This is a genomic window from Martelella sp. FOR1707, assembly GCF_053484265.1.
This window is the reverse complement of record NZ_JBAKFP010000003.1, coordinates 81127-102116: the sequence shown is the minus strand read 5'-3', so window position 1 is coordinate 102116 and position 20990 is coordinate 81127. Positions and strand designations below refer to the sequence as shown.

Annotated in this window: 16 protein-coding genes; 9 read left to right on the top strand and 7 right to left on the bottom strand. The window is 63.6% G+C overall.

Features of this window, described 5'->3' with window-relative positions:
• Positions 1-4: 4 nt before the first annotated feature.
• Genes V6765_RS08425 through V6765_RS08415 form a run of 3 tightly spaced genes read right to left on the bottom strand, consistent with a single transcriptional unit; the run spans position 5 to position 2788 of the window.
• Positions 5-1003: a LacI family DNA-binding transcriptional regulator gene (locus V6765_RS08425; protein WP_448427691.1), complete on the bottom strand. Its 999-nt coding sequence runs from the start codon at positions 1001-1003 to the stop codon at positions 5-7.
• Positions 1004-1045: 42 nt separating this feature from the next.
• Positions 1046-2035, bottom strand: a complete 990-nt coding sequence (locus V6765_RS08420; RefSeq protein WP_448427689.1) for an ABC transporter permease — start codon at positions 2033-2035, stop codon at positions 1046-1048.
• 12 nt (positions 2036-2047) lie between these two features.
• Positions 2048-2788 (bottom strand): ATP-binding cassette domain-containing protein, encoded by a 741-nt coding sequence (locus V6765_RS08415; protein ID WP_448427687.1) that lies wholly within the window; start codon positions 2786-2788, stop codon positions 2048-2050.
• A gap of 156 nt (positions 2789-2944) precedes the next feature.
• Here V6765_RS08415 and V6765_RS08410 point away from each other — a divergent pair, with 156 nt between their 5' ends.
• From V6765_RS08410 to V6765_RS08390, 5 genes are all read left to right on the top strand, one after another.
• Positions 2945-3925 carry an NAD-dependent epimerase/dehydratase family protein gene (locus V6765_RS08410; protein WP_448427685.1) on the top strand — a complete coding sequence of 327 codons (981 nt, stop codon included), beginning with the start codon at positions 2945-2947 and terminating at the stop codon, positions 3923-3925.
• A 44-nt stretch (positions 3926-3969) separates the two neighbouring features.
• Positions 3970-4962 (top strand): sugar-binding protein, encoded by a 993-nt coding sequence (locus tag V6765_RS08405; RefSeq protein ID WP_448427683.1) that lies wholly within the window; start codon positions 3970-3972, stop codon positions 4960-4962.
• A gap of 149 nt (positions 4963-5111) precedes the next feature.
• Positions 5112-6059 carry a sugar-binding protein gene (locus V6765_RS08400; RefSeq protein ID WP_448427682.1) on the top strand — a complete coding sequence of 316 codons (948 nt, stop codon included), beginning with the start codon at positions 5112-5114 and terminating at the stop codon, positions 6057-6059.
• A 96-nt stretch (positions 6060-6155) separates the two neighbouring features.
• Complete coding sequence (locus V6765_RS08395) at positions 6156-7658, top strand: sugar ABC transporter ATP-binding protein (protein ID WP_448427680.1); 1503 nt, start codon at positions 6156-6158, stop codon at positions 7656-7658.
• A 12-nt stretch (positions 7659-7670) separates the two neighbouring features.
• Complete coding sequence (locus tag V6765_RS08390; RefSeq protein ID WP_448427678.1) at positions 7671-8672, top strand: ABC transporter permease; 1002 nt, start codon at positions 7671-7673, stop codon at positions 8670-8672.
• Between the two features lie 368 nt (positions 8673-9040).
• Here V6765_RS08390 and V6765_RS08385 read toward each other — a convergent pair whose 3' ends face one another.
• Positions 9041-9349 carry a hypothetical protein gene (locus tag V6765_RS08385; RefSeq protein WP_448427676.1) on the bottom strand — a complete coding sequence of 103 codons (309 nt, stop codon included), beginning with the start codon at positions 9347-9349 and terminating at the stop codon, positions 9041-9043.
• A gap of 9 nt (positions 9350-9358) precedes the next feature.
• Here V6765_RS08385 and V6765_RS08380 point away from each other — a divergent pair, with 9 nt between their 5' ends.
• Together V6765_RS08380 and V6765_RS08375 are read left to right on the top strand one after the other, a co-directional pair.
• Positions 9359-9571, top strand: coding sequence for a hypothetical protein (locus tag V6765_RS08380; RefSeq protein ID WP_448427674.1), 213 nt, complete (start codon positions 9359-9361; stop codon positions 9569-9571).
• A 10-nt stretch (positions 9572-9581) separates the two neighbouring features.
• On the top strand, positions 9582-9869 hold the full coding sequence (locus V6765_RS08375; RefSeq protein WP_448427672.1) for an SDR family oxidoreductase: 288 nt from the start codon (positions 9582-9584) through the stop codon (positions 9867-9869).
• A gap of 21 nt (positions 9870-9890) precedes the next feature.
• On the opposite strand, the gene V6765_RS08370 is transcribed toward V6765_RS08375, so the two are convergent.
• Positions 9891-11078 carry a helix-turn-helix domain-containing protein gene (locus tag V6765_RS08370; RefSeq protein WP_448427670.1) on the bottom strand — a complete coding sequence of 396 codons (1188 nt, stop codon included), beginning with the start codon at positions 11076-11078 and terminating at the stop codon, positions 9891-9893.
• A gap of 205 nt (positions 11079-11283) precedes the next feature.
• Between V6765_RS08370 and V6765_RS08365 the strand changes: the two genes are divergently transcribed.
• On the top strand, positions 11284-11844 hold the full coding sequence (locus V6765_RS08365) for a phosphatase PAP2 family protein (RefSeq protein ID WP_448427668.1): 561 nt from the start codon (positions 11284-11286) through the stop codon (positions 11842-11844).
• Positions 11841-12362: a DUF6653 family protein gene (locus V6765_RS08360; RefSeq protein WP_448427666.1), complete on the top strand. Its 522-nt coding sequence runs from the start codon at positions 11841-11843 to the stop codon at positions 12360-12362. The genes V6765_RS08365 and V6765_RS08360 overlap by 4 nt, the downstream gene beginning before the upstream one ends.
• A 69-nt stretch (positions 12363-12431) precedes the next feature.
• Here V6765_RS08360 and V6765_RS08355 read toward each other — a convergent pair whose 3' ends face one another.
• Positions 12432-13604, bottom strand: coding sequence for a TIGR03032 family protein (locus V6765_RS08355; RefSeq protein ID WP_448427664.1), 1173 nt, complete (start codon positions 13602-13604; stop codon positions 12432-12434).
• Positions 13605-13696: 92 nt separating this feature from the next.
• Complete coding sequence (locus tag V6765_RS08350) at positions 13697-20737, bottom strand: autotransporter outer membrane beta-barrel domain-containing protein (protein ID WP_448427663.1); 7041 nt, start codon at positions 20735-20737, stop codon at positions 13697-13699.
• Between the last annotated feature and the right edge of the window lie 253 nt (positions 20738-20990).

The following is a 20990-nucleotide window of genomic DNA, read 5'->3' as shown; positions in this document are numbered from 1 at the left end:
CCGGCTAACCCGAAACCCGCTCGATCAGGGTGCACTCGACCTTGAGCTGGTCATGCGCGCTGGTCAGTCCGCCCATCATGTCCTCGAGCAATTCGACGGCCATTGCGCCCATTTCGAACATGGGGAGATGGTAGGTCGTCAGCGGGGGCATGGTGAACTGGGCGATATCGCGATTGTCGAAGCCGACGACCGCGACATCGCCGGGGATGGACTTGCCGAGCTCCTTCAGCGCCTCAAGACAACCGATCGCCATCAGGTCGTTGGCGCAGAAAATGCCGTCGGGCGGGTCGGGAAGCCTCATCAGTTCGTGGGTCTTCTCGTAGCCGGACGACGGCTCCCAATTGCCGTAGTGAACAAGCTTCGGGTCATAGGCGAGGTCGTTGCTGGCAAGCGCCTGCTTGTAGCCGCGCAGCCGATCACGCGGATTGTCGAGCCCCTCCTGGCCGTTGATCAGCGCAACGCGCCTGCGCCCGCCGGCGATCAGCCGCTCGGTCGCGGCGCGTCCGCCGGCCACATCGCCCGGCACGATCGAGGGTAGGCGGCGTTGCTGGTCGTAGCAATTGACGAGCACGGAAGGGGCATCGAGAAGCGCCTGGGGCGGATCGACCTTGCGGGTCAGGATCGTGCCGAAGATATAGCCCACCAAGGTCTGGCTTTCGCAGATGGACAATACCCCATCATCAGGATCCTCGCCCTTGCGGAACACGCCAAGCGTCACGATGATCCCGCTCTCCAGCGCCTTTTCCCGCGCGCCCTCGAAGGCGAGCGCCATCCAGGGATCGGTGGTAAGCTCATCGACGAGGAAGACGATGACCTTGGCGGCCGCATGGCTGGTTGTCGCCGTCTTGTTGGACAGCCGGTAGCCCAGGGCCTCGGCGGCATCGAACACCCTCTTGCGCGTCGCTTCGCTGAAGCGGGCGCCGGAACTGCCGTTGAGGATGAGGGAGACGGTGGCCTGGGATACGCCGGCGCGGGCGGCGACATCCATCATTGTCGGTTTCAATGCATTCTCCAAGACGATCGGCGCTGTCACCCGTTGCAGGCCTCATGATCTGAAATGCCTGATTCGGTCGAACGCCACCGCAATAATGATGAATGTACCTATGAACATTCCTTGCCAGAATGTCGAGATGCCGAGAAGGATCAGGGAGTTTCGAATGACCTCGATCAGAAGCGCGCCGACGACCGCGCCGATCGCCGTGCCCTCGCCGCCGGCAAGGTTGGCGCCGCCGATCACCGCGGCGGCGATCACGGTCAGTTCCAGCGCCTGGCCGAGATTGGTGGTCACGCTGCCGAGCCAGCCGGCCATCAGGATTCCGGCCACGCCCGCGGTAAAGGCGGAGAACATGTAGATGCTGACCTTGAGCCGCTTGACGGGAATGCCGGTCAGGCGCACGGCGCTCTCATTGCTGCCGATGGCATAGACATGCTGGCCCCACCGCGTCCATTTGAGCGTGAGCGACATGACGAGCGTCAGCAATGCGAGCGCGTAGAGCGGGTGCGGGATGCCAAGCGTCGAACCGCCGCCGATCCAGAGCAGGAGATCATGGTCGGGCCCGAATTCCCAGATCATCTTGTTGTCGGAAAGCACCATGGCGAGAGAGCGCGCGGCCGAAAGCGTGCCGAGCGTGATCACGAAGGGTGGCATCCCGCCATAGGCGATCAGCACGCCGTTCACGAGCCCTACCAGAAGTGCTGCGCCGATCGCCATCGGGGCGGCGAGCCAGAACGACATGCCGCCGGCCATCAGCACGCTGATCACCATCGCGCTCAAAACCACGCTCGAGCCGACCGACAAGTCGATCCCGCCCGAGGCGATCACCACCGTCATGCCAATCGCGATGACGCCGACAAAGGCGAAGTTGCGGGCGACGTTGAACAGGTTTCTCTCGCTGGCGAAGGTATCAGTCATGAGGCTCAGCGCCAGGCAGGCCGCGATCGCGGCGATGAACACCCAGAAAAGCTGCTGGGTGGCGAGTTTCGAGGTCCAGTTGCGGTGCTGACTTCTTGATATCACATGGTCCATGGTGGTCATTGGTCCGCCTTTCTATGCCGCTTCGATTGCGCCGGTGATAAGACCGGTGACTTCTTCGGGAGAGGAGCCTGCCGCAGGCTTGCTGGCGACAAGCTCGCCACGCCGCAAGACGGCGATCCTGTCGGCGACGCCGAAGACATCCGGCATCCGGTGGCTGATCAGGATGACGCTGATGCCCTGGTCCTTGAGCCTCAGGATCAGATCCAGCACCTCCTTGACCTGACGGACCGAGATCGCTGCCGTCGGCTCGTCCATCATCACGATCTTGGGCTTCGAGAGCAGCGTGCGCGCGATGGCGACCGCCTGGCGCTGGCCGCCCGACATTTTCCGCACAAGGTCGCGCGGATGGGTTTCGGACTTGAGCTGGCGGAAGAGGTCTGCCGCGGTCTCGTTCATCTGGCGATAGTTCAGATATTTGACGAGCCCGACCCGGCGCATGGCCTCGCGACCGAGAAAGACATTCGAGGCGGCCGACAGATTGTCGCAGAGCGCGAGGTCCTGATACACGACCTCGATGCCTTGCTCCTGCGCGTCCCGCGGCCGGTGGAAGGCAACTGTCTTGCCGTCGATGCGCATCTCGCCCGCAGACGGTGGGAAATTGCCGGCAATAATCTTTACCAGCGTGCTCTTGCCCGCGCCGTTATCGCCCATCAGACCCAGCACCTCGCCCGGCGCGATTTCCAGCGACACGGATGACAGGGCCTGAATGGCCCCGAAATTCTTCGATATTCCCGACAAAACAAGTCTCGTCACAGGTCCCCTCCCTATTGTCCGGCGCCGCTCCGGAAAGCGTCGAGCTTATCCGGCAATCTCCCCTGGCGCCATAACTAAATCAATAATAACTTGACTTAATATTATTATTAAATAATTATCACATCCGACACAAGGGGATATCGAGGGGGGTTGCCGATGAAGCTGCTGGTGACCGGCGCGGCCGGAAAAGTGGGACAGGCGTTCTTGCCCGCCTTTCTGGCCGAGCAGCGTTTTTCGGATTTCGCGGTGGTTGCGCTTTGCAACAACCGCCTTATCGAAACGGATGATCGCCGGGTCACCGTAATCCGCGGCTCGATGGCCGATGAACAGGTGGTCGAGCGGGCGCTCAATGGCGTCAGCCATGTTGTTCATCTGGCCGCGGTTAAGGAGTCGCCCGATCTCGCCATCGATGTCGCGTTGAAGGGGCTTTACCTTCTGCTCGACCGGTTCCGCAGGTCCGAGACCGGCCGCCAGTTCCTGCTGCTCAGCGGCGATTGCGTCGTCGGCCATATTTTTCAGGGCTACGCCGCGCCAATCACCGAAACGTCGCCGCGCCGCGCCTATCCGGGCGTCTATGCGCTGACCAAGGTGATGGAAGAGGTGATGCTGGAACAGTTCGGCATCCAGTACGACCTCGGCTACACGATCCTGCGCGCGCCGTGGATCATGGAAAAGGATGACTTCAGATATGCTTTTGCCCTCGACGACACCCAGTTCGGCGGCCCGCCCTGGGAAACGCTCGTCGACGCGGCTGACCTTGCGACAATGCGCAATGGCGACGTCTTTCCCGCCATGCGCGATTCCGATGGCGGCTTTCTGAAGCGCAACTTCATTCATGTCGACGATCTGGTGGGCGCGATCCTGCTTGCGATCGACAATCCTGAGGCCCAGGGCGAGCTCTTCAATATCGCCATGAACGAACCCGTCGATTACGGCGCGGTTGCCGCGCTGAGGGAGGCCGCCGGCACGGGCCGGGCGGAGATAGCGACGCCGTTTCACAGCAACTGGCTGGATAACGCCAAGGCCCGCAAGCTGCTGGGCTGGACGCCGTCGGTCGGCCTCGAGGAGCTCATTGAACGTGCATGGAACTACAGGCGCGGCGAAAACGACCCGCGCATTGTCTGGTATCCCGGCTGAGGAAGGAGCCTTCGCCGGCGATTGCGAAGAGGAGGAGAATTGCAATGAATATCAAATATCTGGCTATAACCGCCCTCTCGGCGGCCATGCTTCTTGCCGGTCAGGCGGGAGCGCAGGACAAGAAGACACTGGCCATCGTGGTCAAGGGGCTCGACAACCCGTTCTTCGAGCAGATCAATCTCGGCTGCAAGAAGTGGCTTTCGGAAAACAAGGACAGCGAATACGAGTGCCTCTACACCGGGCCCGCCTCGTCCTCCGACGAAGCCGGCGAGGTGCAGATCGTCGATGACCTCTTGACCCGCGGCGTCGCGGCGATCGCGATTTCGCCATCGAACGCGCCGGCCATGGCCAACCGCATTCGCGAGATCGCGCCGGACGTTCCGGTTATGACCATCGATGCCGATTTCCTCGAGCAGGATCGCGATCTGCGCAAGACCTATCTCGGCACGGACAACTATCTGATGGGCGTCAAGATGGCGGAAGAGGCGAAAAAGCTTCGCGCTGACGGCGGCACGGTCTGCCTCCAGCTCGGCAATGTCGCCGCCGACAACATCAATGCCCGCGCCCAGGGCTTCCGCGACACCATCGCGGGCGAGAAGAATGTCGACCGGCTCACTGGGCAGAACGGCTGGACCGAGATCGAGGGTTGCCCGGTCTTCACCAATGACCAGGCCGATCTCGCCAACCAGCAGATGTCTGATGTGTTTACCGCAAATCCGGATCTCGACGCCTTTATCTTGATCGGCGGCTGGGCGCAGTTTGCCCCTCAGGCCTATACCCAGGTGACGGATCAAGTGATGGACAGGCTGAAATCCAAGGACCTGATCATCATCGCCGGCGACACGCTGCCGCCGCAGACCAAGGCCTTCCGCGAGGGGCGCAGCCATGTGCAGGTCGGCCAGCGACCGTTCGAGATGGGCTACCGCGCGCCCGACGTCATGATCCAGCTTATCAATGGCGAAAAGGTCGATGATCCGCTGTTCACCGGGCTCGATGTCTGCACCGCAGATGCTCCCGGCTTCTGCGAAAATAACTGAGGGCAATGCGCGGGCGGCTTGCCCTTCGGCGGTCGCCCGTCCGCACCATCGCATACCACGGCGTCGGGCAAGGCCCGCTGCGGCGTTGCCGTGCGCCATTTTCAACCCGGTAAGAGCGATCCTGGAGGAGAGGGTCGCGGGAGGATATCATGAATAAGACATCCCTATTCCTGGCTGCAGCGGGCTTCGCTGTAACCGCAACCGCTGCAATGGCCGACGACAAGCCTCAGCTTGCCTTCGTCGTCAATGCCGCATCGGACTTCTGGAAACTGGCCGAGGCGGGCGTCAACGCGGCGCAGGCGGAGCTTCCGGGCTACGAGCTGCAGTTCCGCTATCCGGCGCAGGGCACCGCCGCCCTGCAGAACGCGCTGATGGACGATCTGGTCGCCGCAGGCACGGACGCCATCATGATTTCTTCGGCCGATCCGAAGAACTCGATCGACGCCTTCAACCGGATCGCCGCGCAGGTGCCGCTGTTCACCACCGACAGCGACGCGCCGCAATCCGACCGGATCGCCTATCTCGGCTCGTCGAACACCGCCGCTGGCGTTCAGGCTGGTGAAATCGCCGTCGGCGCGATGCCGGATGGCGGCAAGTGCATGGGCTTTGTCGGCTTTCTCGGCGCGGACAATGCCAAGGAACGCATCGCCGGCTTCCGCCAGGCGGTCGAAGGCAAGGGCATCGAACTGGTGGATGTGCGCGGCGACGATGTCGATTTCGCCCGCGCCCGCTCCAATGTCGATGACGTGCTGGCCGCAAGCCCGGAAATCAACTGCATGGTGGGTTTTTATTCCTATAATCCGCCCAAGATCTACGAAGCCCTGCAGGCGGCGGGCAAGCTGGGCGACATCACCGTCATCGCCTTCGACGAGGACCCGATCACGCTCGGGGCCGTTCGCGAGGGTTCGTTTGCCGGCACAGTCGTGCAGGACCCCTACCAGTGGGGCTATCAGGGCATGAAGCTGATGGCGTCCTACCTGGAAGGCGACAGGTCGGAAATTCCGGCGGACGGGCTGATCATCGTGCCCACCAAGATCATCGACCAGGGCAATGTCGATGCCTTCGAGGCCGAGCTCAAGAAGCGCATCAACGGCTAGCCCGGGAAATGCGGCGTCCCTCCTGTCGCCACTGGCATTTCCCGCCCGTGCGGACATCATCGTCCGCACGGGTCAATCCGACGGTTTGAGGAAGCGATGGCACGGATCGGCAAACCCATTTCCCTGACGTTGAGCGGCATCACCAAGGTCTATCCCAGCGCCATTGCCCTCAACGATGTTTCGCTGGAGATCGCCGGCGGCGAGGTGGTCGGCCTGATCGGCGAGAACGGTGCCGGCAAGTCCACCCTGATGAAGGTTCTCGGCGGCACAATCCGGCCCGACAACGGCGCAATCATCATTGACGGTCATCGCATGGAAAGCCTGACCCCCGCCCGCGCACTGTCGCATGGCATAGCCTTCGTGCACCAGGAACTGAACCCGTTCTCAAATCTTGACGTGACCGGAAACGTGATGCTGGGTCGGGAATTGCGCAAGAGCCTGTTCGGCTTCATCGACCGCGCGGCGATGGAAGATCGCGTCCGGCCCTTGCTCGCCATGCTCGGCACACGCTTCGGCCCGTCCGATCCCGTGGCCGAGCTTTCGCTTGCCGATCAGCAATTGGTCGAAATCGCCCGGGCGCTTTCGACCAATGTCCGCCTGCTGATCCTGGACGAGCCGACATCGAGCCTGACGGTTTCGGAGACGCAGCGCCTGCTGGACGTCATCCGGCTTTTGCGCGAGCAGGGCGTCGCCGTGCTGTTCATTACCCATCGTCTTGGCGAGATAGAGGCGGTCGCCGACCGGGTCGTCGGGCTGCGCGACGGCAGGAATGCCGGCGATCTCGTCGGCACGGCCGTCCGCAAGGATGCCATGGTGCGCCTCATGATTGGCCGTCCGGTTTCGGAATTCTACGAAAAGCCCGCCGACAAGCGTGGAGACATCGTGCTCGAGGCGCGCGGCCTGCGCACCGCCGCCTATCCGCATGAAAGCGTCGATCTTGCGTTGCGCGGCGGCGAAATTCTCGGGCTTGCGGGGCTTGTGGGCGCGGGGCGCACGGAGCTTGCGCGCGCAATTTTCGGCATCGATCCGATCGAAGCCGGAACGGTGACCGTCGCGCGAAAGCCGGTTGCGCCCGGCTCGGTGCCGGACGCGATTAGGGCCGGGATCTGTCTCGTGCCGGAGGACCGCAAGTCGGAAGGTCTGTTTCTCGACTTCGCGATTGCCGGGAATATCGCGATGCCGAACCTTGCCGCCTTGTCGCGACACGGGTTTGTCGACCGGCGGGCCGAGCTCGCTCTGGCCGTCGACGCGCGCGACAATCTCGCGATCAAGGCCAGCCGGCTCGACCGGCCGGTGGCGGAGCTTTCGGGAGGCAACCAGCAAAAGATCGTGCTGGCGAAATGGCTGGCGACACGGCCGAAGGTTATCATCCTGGACGAGCCGACGCGGGGGATCGATGTCGGCGCCAAAGCGGAGGTCTACCGCCTGATGCGCGAACTTGCCGCGGGCGGCACGGCGCTTCTGATGATCTCCTCGGACATGGAAGAGGTGATCGGCGTGTCGAGCCGGGTCGCCGTGATGAGCCACGGCCGCATCGCCGGAATTCTGGAACATGAGGAACTGTCGGAGGAGAACATCCTGCGGCTGGCCGTCGGATAGAAGGTTACGACAATGCATAGAAAAGATATCGGGCTTGCGGTTCTGGTCATCTGTGTCGGGGCGATTGTGGCGCTGGTCAACCCGCGCTTTCTGTCGCCGATCAATCTTGCGAACACGGCCAACCTGATCGGTCTTTTCGGCCTGTTTTCCATTGCCGAAGCCTTCGTCATCGTGACCGGCGGGATCGAGCTTTCGGTCGGCTCCGTCATCGCGCTTCTGGGGGTCATCTTCATCGACCTGATCGCGACCCATGGCGTGGCATGGCCGGTTGCCCTCGCGATCGTTCTTGTGCTCGCCGTTTTCATCGGCCTGCTGCACGGCCTCTTGGTGACCAGGCTGAGGCTCCAGCCCTTCGTGGTGACCCTGTGCGGGCTGCTGATCTATCGCGGCATTGCCCGTTTCTACACCCGCGACGGCACGGCCGGCTTCACCTTTGGAACAGATTTTCCGGCGCTCGAATATCTTGTTGCCGGCCGCAGCTTCGGCATCCCGCACTCGGTGATCGCCTTCGCCCTCGTCGCCGTCATCTCCTGGTTCGTCCTGCACCGCACCGTGTTCGGCCGGCATCTCTTCGCCGTCGGCAAGAACGAGGAGGCGGCGCGCTATTCCGGCATCAATACGCGAAGGGTAATCGTCTCGGCCTATGTGCTGTGCATGCTGCTGACCGGCCTTTCGGCGGTGTTCTTCGCGATGTACACCCGTTCGGTTCAGCCGGCATCGCACGGCAATTTCTACGAGCTCTACGGGATTGCGGCCGCCGTGCTTGGCGGGTTTTCACTGCGCGGCGGCGAGGGCTCGATCATCGGCGTGGTGCTCGGCGTCATTCTGCTTCAGGTGCTTCAGAATCTCGTCAACCTTCTCGGCATTCCCTCATCCCTGAATTTCGCGGTCATGGGCAGCGTCATACTGGCCGGCGTGATCGCCGACACGCAGTTCGCCGCCTATCGCGAAAGACGCCGGCATCAGGCGGCAATGTCTTTGCTCGACAAAGCCGCAACGACGTCTGACGGCTAGCAACCGAGTAGCCAGAAGCACTGTGGCGGTCGCCCGGAAGTCGACCGCGGCTGCAAACTCGCTCTTCGTTGAACGGAGCTGGCAGATGAGGCGCGGCGCATGCTCGCGCATGCGCCAGATCAGCGGTGGCGGAACGACCGAACGTAGTGTTTCACACCGATGTGAAACACGTGCGTGTTTTCGCCCGTCTCGATCCTACAATGAGAACAAATTCCCGGCTATTTTTTACACGGCGCATCGGTCGCCGGGCGGCCGGAGGCGGGACCGTCGAAAAGGGCGACAGGTCCTGCACGCGCGCAACAAGAAGCCCCGAGCACGGCTTTGCATGCTCGAGGCGGGGGAACGATCAATTCCTTGAGGCCGGCGTTTTACTGGGCCTTGGATGCCTCAACCAGGGCGTGGAGCCTTTCATATTCGGCCTTCACTTCCGGCTGGCCTTCCAGCAGTTCAGCAGCGAGCGTGGCGAAGCCTTCTTCCATCTGGGTCTGTTCTTCCGGCGGCAGCTGGGTGATGACGCCGCCGTTTTCGGTCCAGGTGGCGTAGGAGCGGCCGACATTCTTGACGCCCCAGGGGTAGACCGCTTCTTCGGCTATACGACCGGCTTCGATGATGGCGGCCTTGGTCTCTTCGCTCTGCATCTGGAACCAGTCTTCGTTGACGACGGTGACGGAGACCACTTCGGCGAAATGCAGGTCGAGGATGTATTTGCCGACGCCGCCTATACCCGCAAGACCTATGAGCAGGACATCAATGTCGGCTTCCATATCCACCCCGTGGCCGGCGTGAACTCGATGCGCCGGTTGAAGGAGATTGAGAAGGCGAAGGTTGCCGAGGTTCTGTTCAGCCACGATGCGGAGAGCTTCAAGGACTACAAGACCGGCGTCAATTTCTACGGTTGAGGAGGGGAAGATGAAATATCTTGAAACCAACCCCCCGGTCTTCCCGCTGGCCGCCGGCCCCGTGGATGCTTATCCGGAAGTGCTGCGCGCGCTCGGCACGCCGGGCCTCACCGAATCCGACGGCGTGAAGGCGAGCCCGCATGCCGAGAGCTTCGGTTTCGTGGAAATGCTGCAGGCCATGCCCGGCAAGGGCCAGCCGTCGGACATCGCCAAGGTCGTGGCATTCCTGGTCTCCGACGACGCCGGCTGGATGACCGGCCAGTGCGTCAACGTGGACGCGGGCATGATCCGTCTGTAGAGCATTTGGCGATCGGCTACTCTAGCCGGTCGCGTCGTTCTGGGCTCTGCCACAGTCCGCCTGCTGCGCCTTGCGGAAGGCCGCCGGGGTTTTACCCGTTTCGCGCCGGAACGCGGTGTAGAAAGCCGATTTGGAGTTGAAGCCGACATCATAGGCGATCTCGAGAACCGAGCGTGGCTGCGAAACCAGCAGGTCCTTTGCCTCGCCGATACGGTAGCCGTTGACGAAGGCGTAGAAGGACTGACCGAGCGTTTCGCTCAGCGTCTGCGAGATATAATTGGGCGCAACGCCGATATGCTGTGAAAGCGACCAGAGCGAAAGACTGGCGTCCCGGTAAAGCCGTTCATCCGCCATGGCGGCGACGAGCTTGTCCGCGATCCGCCGCTGCATCTCGGGCGAGAGCGCGCTTTTTTCATATTTGCCGATTTCGACGGCCTCCGCCGGGGCCGCATCTGGCGGCAACAGCCCCGGTCGCTGGCGCAATCCCCAAAAGCCCAGAACCATCACGATCAGCAGCGACCAAAGGCGGTCGACAATCACCGGTACCACAGCCCAGCCGAGCGGATCGAACACGGCGGCATCGACGAGGTTGAGCAGGGCGTAAACGGCCACCATGCCCATCAGCCAGTTGATCCAGTAGAGCTCCAGCCGCTCGGTGCTGGCATAGAGGTCACAGAGCCGCTTGCGATAGGCGGTCAGCCGCCGGTACATCAGCACGACATAGACCAGCCACAGGGCGAACGTCGCCGGGCCGAGCAAGCGCCAGACGCCGACAAGAGCGGAAAGCGCTGGCGGCAGCGGCGCTCCGGTTTCTGCGGCGGAAAACAGGCCATTGCGCACCGCAACCGGCAGCAGGGCCATGGCAAGGCCGGCGGCGGCGGCAATCGCTGGCAGGATGAAATGCCTTCCCGATGGCCTTGGAAACGGCCCTTCCTGTGTCAGCGCCAGCACGTAAAAATAAAACAGCGGCGCCAGCAATGTGCTGGCCGGGGCGAACAACCCCCACACCAGCGAGGAATAGACATGCCCGGCAAGCGTGGTCTCGTCGAAGCGCAAGGGTAGCGGCGAGATGATGAAGACCAGCAGGAACAGGCCGCCGAGCAGCCGGGCGCTGGCGTGAAACCGGGTCTGCCCGAAGGCCAGCACCGCCGAATAGAAAGCGACCACCGGCAGGGCCGTGTCGGCAATGGTTTTGAACTGGTCGATCAAGGGCGGTGTCGGAGTTTCTGGCGGTCGTTGAGGAAACTTTCTAGCGCGCCCTTCCGGTAACCGCAAATTCCGGTCTTTTCCGGAAAACGCACAGCGAGAAAGGCGGTTTCCGGCCTGTCAGATGTCCTCGCCTGCCGGTCAGGACGACGCAGCGGCGTCTTCGCCGTAGCGCATCCGTGATTGAAGCGATCACGGATTTGGACATTTGAAGCAAGCTCTCCTCCACTACAGAAACATCCTCATCGTCGCCGTTCTGGCGCTGGCTCTGTGCCTCTCTCAAAGAACGGTCGAAAGCTACGGCGACAATCTGCAGATCGCGCTGCCGGTCGCCGCGTTCGGCTGCCGGATCGCCACCGGCGGCGGCGGAGACTATGCGGTGCGGTTTCTGGCGATGCTCGGCACAGTCCACCTCACGAAATGGGGGCTTGGCGATGCCCGGATCAACATCCGCCCCTCGGGAAGCCTTCAGGGTTTTCCGTCCGGCCACATGGCGGCGGCAAGCTTCGGGGCGAGCAGCCTTGTCAATGCCTGTATCGAAAAGTCGCCGGTGCTGAAAACCGTCGTCATCCTGGCGGCATTCTTTGTCGGCGGCTCGCGCATCGAATCGGATTCGCATACTCTGTGGCAGGTTCTCGCCGGGGCGCTCTGGGCGCTCTTGTTCGAGCGCGGGTTCAGGAAAGCCACCGGCCGGATCCGGCGGCTGGCGCGCAAGCGAAAGACCGACAGGATGGCCGCGGGCACAAACACGGAGAACATCAGCCGATGAAATTTGCAGAATATGCGGAAAAGCTGATGGGCATGGACGACAGCACCTGGCAGCGCCACGCCAATCCGTGGAGCGGCTGGAGCCGGTTGACCGTCTTGCCCGCGCTGGCGCTTGCCGCCTGGAGCCGGGTGCTGATCGGGCCCTGGGCCATCCTGCCGGCCATTGCAGCCCTTGCCTGGGTCTGGCTGAACCCGCGGCTTTTTTCGCCGCCCGCCCGCAAGAACAACTGGATGACGCGCGGAATTTTCGGCGAACGGGTCTGGCTCAGGCGCAAAAGCGTGCCCATTCCCGCCGGTCACGAACGCGCCGGCAATGTGCTGAACGCGCTTTCGGCCGTCTCCGGGCTCATCTTCGTTGGCGGTCTAATCTGGCTCGATCCATGGGCGACGCTGTCCGGCATGGCGCTGACCATGCTGCTCAAGCTCTGGTTCCTCGACCGCATGGCCTGGCTCTACAGCGATATGGAAAAGGTCAATGCCGACTATGCGGCGTGGTCGTCTGAGGCCACGCCTACGTGAACAGAGACAGTGAAATGGCGCATGGCGAAAAAGCGCTGACCGTCGTTTTCCAGGGTGTGTCGACGTGAACTAGGCCGGTTTCCAGCCGCGTTCCGACAAGGGCTGATCCGGCGCTTCGATGGTGATGAAGCTTGCAAGTTCGGGGCCGAATGTCGGCAGCGCCATTGGGCAGCGGACGCCCGGCAAAACGCGCACGTCGAAGAGTTCCTTGATGCCGCCTTCGAGACGCAGCCATTCGACGATATCGCCATTGGCCGTGTTGACGATCTGCAGCCCGCACCAGGCCTCGGCCTTGCGCCGCTCGAGCTCGTCCTGAAGGTTGAGCCCGGAAAACACGCCTTCGCGCCGCGCCAGCGAAAGTCCGACCAGGGCATGGCCGTCATGGAAGGAGAGGCCGCGCAGAAAGCCGGGGCAGAAGGCGACGCGCTCGCGCGCCCTGCTTTCAAGGTCCAGCCGGGTGAGATAGCCATTGCCGGAATCGAGAAACCACAGACCGCCATCGTGCAGGCGCGGGGAATGCGGCATCGACAGGCCTTCGGCGACAATCTCGTCCGTCTCGATATCGACGACCACGCCGCCATCGCGGCGATGCTCGCGCCAGCCGTCGACGATGTCCGATGTCGAGACGGAGGTGACGAAGCGCGGAACGCCGTTCTCCATCGCAAGGCCGTTCAGGTGGCACCGATCCTCCGGCGCAAGTCGGGAGATGAAGGGCGGTCGCCAGACCGGCTTGAACGAATGGGCGACGCTGTCGGTCGCCAGACACGAATATTTGGTGTTGACGAAAAGAAGCCGGCCGGCGGCGTCGATGCCGAGTTCGTGGACGTCGAGGTCCGACACCGTCTGGCCGCGACGCGGCACATAGAGCTTGTCGAAATGTTCGTTGGCGCGCTCATTGGGCGCCAGCACGTTTTCAAAGCGCCAGATCTGGGCAAGGCCGGCCAGCAGCAGGCGCTGGGCGTCGCCGATCAGCCCCATGGCCCGCACGAAATTGCGCTGATGCAGCGACAGCGACCCGTTGGGCAGCGTGCCGACGAGAAACAGCTGACCGGTCTGGTAGGAGGTGAAAGCCAGCGAGCAGTTGTGCATGGCAAGCCACTGCGGAAAGCCGCGCGAACAGGTTACATTGGTCTGCAGAACGGCGGGATCCACCCGCGCCTCGGGCGCATCCGCGCGATCCGGCACGGACGGTGCGGCGATGCCGTCGGCGGCACCCTTGTTTTCGGACGGATCGGCGGGCATGCGGTATTCCTGTGCGTTGGGTGGGATCAGGAAGGCGGCAACAGCTTTGCCGCTCTCCAGCGCTTTTCGGCAGGCCGTGACCTGTTGCCTGATCAGAACCGGTAGCCGAACCGCACGGAGCCGACATGCGACTGATAGTCGTCTGCGAACGAGCCGTCATACTGGAACTTCAGCTCCATGCCCTGGCGTTGCGCAAGGTCGAGCCCGAGCGAGACATGGCCCACCGTATCGGCGATCGGCGTGAAGGTCGAGAAGCTGTCCACTGAGGATAGGCCCGCAAACCGCGCCGTCGTCTCCCATTCATCCGATGTCAGGAAGGTCACGCCGAGATCGCCGTAAAGCCGCGCCGGCCAGTTCTCCTTGAACGGAATCCGTGCTCCGAACTCGATGCCAGGCGTCACGCCGAACGCGGTGTCGGAATTGCCGTCGACCATCAGGTTCACCGCGCCCGCGCCGGTTTCGGTATAGCCGAACTGGTGCATGTTGATGACGTCGAAATCCACCTTGGGGCGCATGTAATACTCATCGCCCAGGGCGACTTCATAGGACGCGCGGAACCGGGCGAAGAACATCGCCGAATCCGGCTCGCCCCGCGCCGTGGCCGAGAGCGTGTCGAGGTTGATGTAGCGCTTGGAATCGCCCCAGTTGTAGCCCGCGCCGCCGACAAGGCCGAAGAGCCACGGGCCCATTTCCCGCTTCAGCGCGACCGCGCCGGTGAAGGACTGCTGGTCCATCTTCTCCGAGCCGCTGTCGTTGCGGAACCAGCTGTTCTCATAGGTGAGCCCCGAGCCGAAGAACCAGCCATCGCTGAGCTCCGTCTGGCCGCCGATCTGCAGGCCGCCGACCGACTGGGTATAGCCGGAAGCATCGCCATGGGCGTCCTGCGTCGTCTCGCCGCCAAGCACGCGGCTCCACACGCATGAGCCCTCGTCCATCATCACCCCGGTCATCTCGAAGGCCGGGCACGACAGCACGCTGTTGGCCGCCGCGATCGCCGCAGATGGCGAATCCGCCAGCGGCGCCGCCGCCGTCTGAGAGGCGAGTTCCAGCAGCATGTCGGAGAAGGTCTCCGGCTCGGACTGATGGAACGCGCCGAAGGCCTGGCCGAGCGAAATCTCGTCTTCGGCAAACTTCACTTCCGTTGCGCTGCCGTCGGCAATCTTGTCCCAGGCCTGTTGCATGGCCTTCGAGACTTCGCCGGCATTCTTGCCGAGCGAGACTCCGTTGCCGGTGAAATACGCATCATCGACCGAGAAACCGTACCAGCCCTCCGCCGATTTGGTAACGTCGGTGAAATCGAACACCAGCGAGGAGAGGGCGGTGAGCGACGAGGTGTCGCTACCCTCGGCCTTCAGGAACTCGCTGCGCGTGTTCGGCAGCAGGGCGTTGGCGTTGATGTCGACGCCCCAGGTCCCGGCGAAGTCGCCGGCAATCGTCAGCCGGTCGGCGGTGCCGTGCTCCATGTCGACATCGAGATTGGTGAACAGCCCGCCCTTGCTGGCGCTTTCCGTGCGCCAGTCGATCCGGTCGCTGCGCTTGAAATAGCTGAACGGCGAGAACGCGGTCGAAAGGCCGAGATCGGCGACATCATAGGCGCTACCCGATGAGCCGACGCCGGCCAGATCGCCGGTGAAGGTCGTGGCAATCGTGTTCCACGCGCCGCCCGGATCAATGCTGCCGGCGTTGAGCACGCTGTCGACGTCCGCGATCGCGCCGGTCACGAACGTGCCCGTTCCCTGATTAAGGAAAATGCTGGTGCCGCCGAGCGCCGCCATCTGCACCGCGCCATTGGCCGCGGAAGACGACGATGTATCGAAGGCGTGGTTCACGACATTGCCGGTCAGCGTGCCGTAATTGTTGTGGGTGATGCTGGTCCGCTTGGCTGCCGACGCATAGACTGCGCCGCCCTGATAGGCTCCGTTCACGGCGGAGGCCGTGGAGCCCGTTAGCGCCCCGCCCTTGTCGAGCGTCAGCGTCATGGTCTCGCCGGTGGTCTGGGCCCACACGCCCCATGCGGTCGGATCCGTCACGGCAACCGATCCGCCGATCGTCACGGCAAGCGACCCGGACTGCGCATTGCCGTCGGCCTCGCCGTTCTTGATGTTGTTGAAGCGGCCAAGCGTGCCGGCATAGGTCTTGCCGTTCTGCGTGAAAATGCCGCCCGATCCGCCGATCGCCTGCGCCACGATGCCGTGGGCGTATTTGCCGCTGGTCTTGATCGATGCGCCGGAGGCGATGGTGACGCCAACGGTTCCGGCGCTGTCGGCATTGCCGTTGTCTGTGTAGTAGAAGTTCGAGCCACTCGAGAGGCTGTCGTAGTAGCTGTAGGAGGCATTGAGCTTCTGGGCCAGATCGGCCGCCACGCCGCCGCCGCCGGTAACCGTCTGCGCCAATATCCCGAAAGCGCCATCGCCGGAGGTGACGATGGTCGCGCCTTCCTCAAGGTCGACCGTCACCGCATCGGCGCTGTTGGGCGCCTGTTTCTGGACGAAGGATATCTCGTCGAGCACGGTCTCAGCCGCCGTCATGAAACCGCCGCCGCCGCTGATCGACTGACCGACGATGCCGACCGAGCGCGCGCCATAGGTGGCGAGCGCGCCGCTGTGGCTGATCGCCACCTTGCCGCCATGGGCCGTGCCGGGATTACTGCCGGAGCCCATCGTTGCGCTCAGGACCTTCGATATGCTGTCGTCATTGACCGCGCTGTCGGTGCCGAGCGCAGCGCCAACGAGACCGCCGCCGCCACCGATCGACTGGGCAATGATGCCCTGTGCGGCATCGCCCTTGGTGACGATTTTGGTGTCGGAAAGGGTCTTGACGGTTACCGCGCCCGCCGTCCCGGCATTGCCGTCCGCCTTGCCGCCGAGGCCGATCTTGACCTTGGAAACCGCAAGACCGGAGGAAAAGCCGATCCCGCCGCCGCCGGCGATCGACTGGGCGACGATGCCGTGGGAGGCGAAACCGCCGGTATAGATGCTGCCGGCGTAGACCGAGACAGCTCCGCCATCGCCGCCGCTGCCGCCTTCCGAACCGATGGTGAGCGTGGCGCAGCTATCCTTATCGTCGGAGCTGGAATCGTCACTACTCGAACTGCTGGAGGAATCGCAACTGCTGGAGGAGCCGCTGTCATCGGAATCATCGCTGCCCGAGGAGATCGCCACCGCGCCGCCGCCGCCGCCGATCGACTGCGCCACGATGCCGGCCGACATCGTGCCATAGGTGTGGATCGTGCCGGTGCCGACGACCGTGCCGGAGCTGTTCTGGCCGATGATCACAGCGCCACCGGCTCCACCCGCCCCGCCGGTCGAACCGACGGTTACGCCGAATGTGAGGGTCTTCTCGTCGCTGTCGTCGTCATCTCCGCCATCATCATCATCATCGCCTTCGTCGTCATCGTCATCCGAGGACGACACCATGGCGAGCATCGTTTCCGTCGCTTCGGCGTCATCTCCGCCATCATCATCGTCGTCGTCATCCTCGTCTTCCTTGATGGAAAGCGAGCTCTTGCCGGAGCCGGCCGCGCCGCCGCCGCCGCCGATCGATTGCGCGAGTATCGCATCCGACCAGTCGCCCTTGGTGGTGATCGCGCCTTCGCTCGAGATGCTCACCGCGCCGCCATCGCCGCCGGCCGAACCCTTCGCGCCGAGACCGATTGTGATGTCCCAGTCCGCGTCGCCGCTGCCGCCGCCGCCGGAGGAGGAGCCGCCGCCGCCGCCGATCGACTGGGCGAAGATGCCGCGCGAAACGTGTCCGCCGGTGTAGATTGAAGCGCCGGCGTCATCCATGTGCACGTCGACGCTGCCGCCATTGGTGCCGGCGCCGCCGTCGGCCCCGAGACCGATATTCAGGGCCGCCGACTTGATGCCGTCCGCCGCCTTGGTCGAACCGGAGCCGGTGCCGGCATTGCCGCCGCCGCCGCCGATCGAATGCGCCAGAATGCCGTCGGCATAGCCGCCCGTGGTGCTGATCGCGCCGTAATGGCTGACGCTGACGGTGCCGCCGACGCCGCCAACGCCGCCATAGCCGCCGACATAGGAATTGACCGAGACGGCAAAATCCGTGCCTGCGTCGACTTTCTCCTCATCTTCCGCCAGCCAGGAGGTGATCGACTTGGCCACGGAACTGGCGGTCGCATCTCCGCCATTGCCGCCGCCGCCGCCGATGGACTGAACCACGAGGCCGGCCGCGCCATCGCCGGATGTCTGGATTCTGGATGTCTTGTAGACATGCGCCTCGGCCGTGCCGCCATCGCCGCCCGCGCCGCCGTTCCCTCCATGGGCGATCGAAACCGAAAACGAGATCGTGTTGCCGTCCTCGTCGAACGGCACGCCGGCGGCAATCGCCTTGGACGAGGTCTGGCCGCCAGAACCGCCGCCGCCGCCGATCGACTGGACGACGATCCCCTGTGCATCCGTGCCGCTGGTGGCAACAACGCCGTTGGTATAGACCTTCGCGTCGTCCCCGCTGCCGCCGTAAGCGCCGGAGCCGCCATGGGCAATCGAGATGTCGATGCCGAAACCGGCGCTGGTCGATTTGCCATTGCCGCCGATCCCGCCGCCGCCGCCGATCGACTGCACCAGAATGCCGGTACCATGGTCGCCCTTGGTGGAAAGCGCGCTGTAATCGCTTGCGCCCTTCGTGCCCGAGCCGAATTGGGTGACCTTTGCCTGGCCACCCGCGCCGCCGGCGCCGCCCGAACCGCCGGTCGCGCTGGAAAAGAACAATCCCCAGGCGGTTGCCTGACCGCCCGCGCCGCCGCCGCCGCCGATCGACTGGGCAACCATGCCCATGGCATAGTCGCCACCGAGAGCGATCGATGTCGAAGCCTCTGTGACGAGATCGACGGTTCCGCCCGCGCCGCCGGGCCCGCCGGCGCCGCCGACCGTGTGGAACAGGCCCTTCTTGTTCCGGCCCTGGCCGCCGCCGCCGCCGATCGACTGGGCGACGATGCCGTGCGCCTCCGAGCCCGCTGTGGTCAGGTTGCCGTAATTGTGAACGGTGACCGCCCCGCCATTGCTGCCGCTGCCGGATGACGAACCCGTTCCCGCGCCGATCGCCCCGGTCGCGCCCGTGCCGGAGTTGACGCCGCCGCCACCGCCGATCGACTGCGCCAGGATCGCGATCCCGCCGCCAATCGCTGTCTGGTCGGAGCTGCTGGCCGCCGTCTTCGCGCCGGCATAGCCGCCATAGGTGGAAATATTGCCCTTGTTGGTGACGGTGACCTGACCAGGGGCCGAGCCGGCGGTCTGTCCGCCGATCGTCTGGCCGCCATCCGGATCGGAAACCGCCGAGCCGGTGGCGTAGCTCGTGGTCGATATCGTTCCGGTGGACTGCAAAAGCCCGCCGCCACCGCCGATCGATTGCGCGACGATGCCGTGCGAATCGATACCATAGACGGTGATGTTGCCTGAATTGGTGACCGTCACGTCGCTGCTGGTCGATCCGCTGGCGCTGGTGTCCCCCCAGGTCAGCGCGCCGGTGCCGGCATTGGTGTAGATCCCGTCGCCGTCGGCGGCCGAGGCCGACTGCGCGATGATGCCGTGCGAATGATCGCCGGACGTGATGATGGAAAAATCGCTGGAGACGGTGACCGCGCCAGCGCTGCCGCCAATACCCTTGGACTGTTTGAAAGTCGAAGTGCCGCCGCCGCCCAGTGACTGCGCGATGATGCCAGTGGAATTGCTGCCGCCGGTTGAAATCCTGCCGCCGCCTGCGACGGTGACGTTAACCGTCGATCCGGCTCCGCCGGGCCGCTCATTATCATCCTTGTCAGTCTCGTAGGATGTGCCGCCTTGGCTGAGTGCGAAAATACCAGGCGACTGCGAGCCGCTCGTCTGGATGACTGTCGCCGAAGCGCCGTAGAGATAAACGGCGGCCTGGCCGACGGAACCGCCGAACATCGCCTGCTTGTCGCCTTCAGCAAGACCGTTGCCGCCGCGCGTGATTGCGGCGATCGCGGCACCGGTCTCGCGCGTCAGCTGGACAGTGTGGTTGTTAAGCCAGAGATTAACCGCCCCCGCCGACTGGGTGCTGATCGTTCCCGCCATGGGCTTGGCCGTGCTACCGACCTGAACCTTGACGGCGTTGTAAAAGCGCCGGTTCTGCCAGTCGGATATTTCGGACGTATAGCTGTTGCCGCCGTTGCCCCCCTGCACGCCGTCGCCGAAACTGTTGACGTTGTAAGGGGTGTTGCCGCCATAGGATGCAGCGAGGATTGCCGGTCCGCTGACGGCGGCGGAGACCGATCCTCCGGCATAGACCGAGACATAATCACCGGTGCCCGGTCCGGAAAAATCGCTGTCCTTGCTGTAAGTCGAAGGCCCGCCAATGCTGAGCGCGGCGATCCCGAAACTGCTGCCGGAAACCGCGCCATAAGATCTCACGGTAACGGTAGAACCGGAACCGGCATATTGTTTTCCGACGTCGTCGGCATGCTTGTTGGTGCCGCCCTGTGAGAGCGCGAAGATGCCGCCGCCGACCGTGCTCGACACATCGCCGGAGCTTATGATGGTCACCGCGCCGCCATTGCCGGCGCCGGTTTTCATGTTGTCATCGGAACCGCTCCAGTTGAGCGCGCCGAGCGAGACTACGCCGAGCGCGTTATACTGCGTATCCGAGACGCGCAGGTCACTGAGCGTTATGTTTCCGCCCGGGGCGAACAGCAATTGCGTGCCGCCCGCTTCCGTAACCGTGATATCGGCATTGTTGGTGACGCTGACGCCAAAGCCCGACCAGGCCCAGTTGGAATGGACGTTGTAGGTCTGGCCCCGATAGGTGTCGCTGCCACCGGCGCCAACATTGTACAGCGCCATATAGGGGCCGCCATAGGCATATTGCGGGCCCGTCAGCGTTCCTGAACCGATGGTGCAACTGATCGTCTGGGACGCGACATCGCCGTTCCGCTGCTGAAACTGGCTTTCATCGATATTAGACGCCGTCTCCGTCGTCACCGGCTGATTACAGCTCGCCGCCGCATAGGCACGGGTGTAACCGCGCGAATAGAGCGGCAGCGGAACGCCGGCAAGCGTTCCGGCAAGGGCGGTCGACTGGAACAGGATCGACGAGGCAACAGTCCTGATCCGCAACCGGCCATCCGATCGCTCGATTGGTTTCGTAGATCTGAAACGAAGCATGCCCCCTCCGATCGCCAGCAGGAACTCCTGGCATTTCATAGATCGCTAATTATAGCCAGTGCCGCACTCCAATGTCATTTTCAAAGATGCAATGCGCCTGACCAATTCTGGTACTGAACAGCGCTGGGCCTGGCGGAGAATGGGGCGCGAACGGAAACCTTCGTCCGGCGGCTTGAGTCGAGCAGGCACGCCAGAGGATAGGCATAGTCATGGATATCGCTGAGGGCGACGCGCCTGCTCCGACCATCAATCA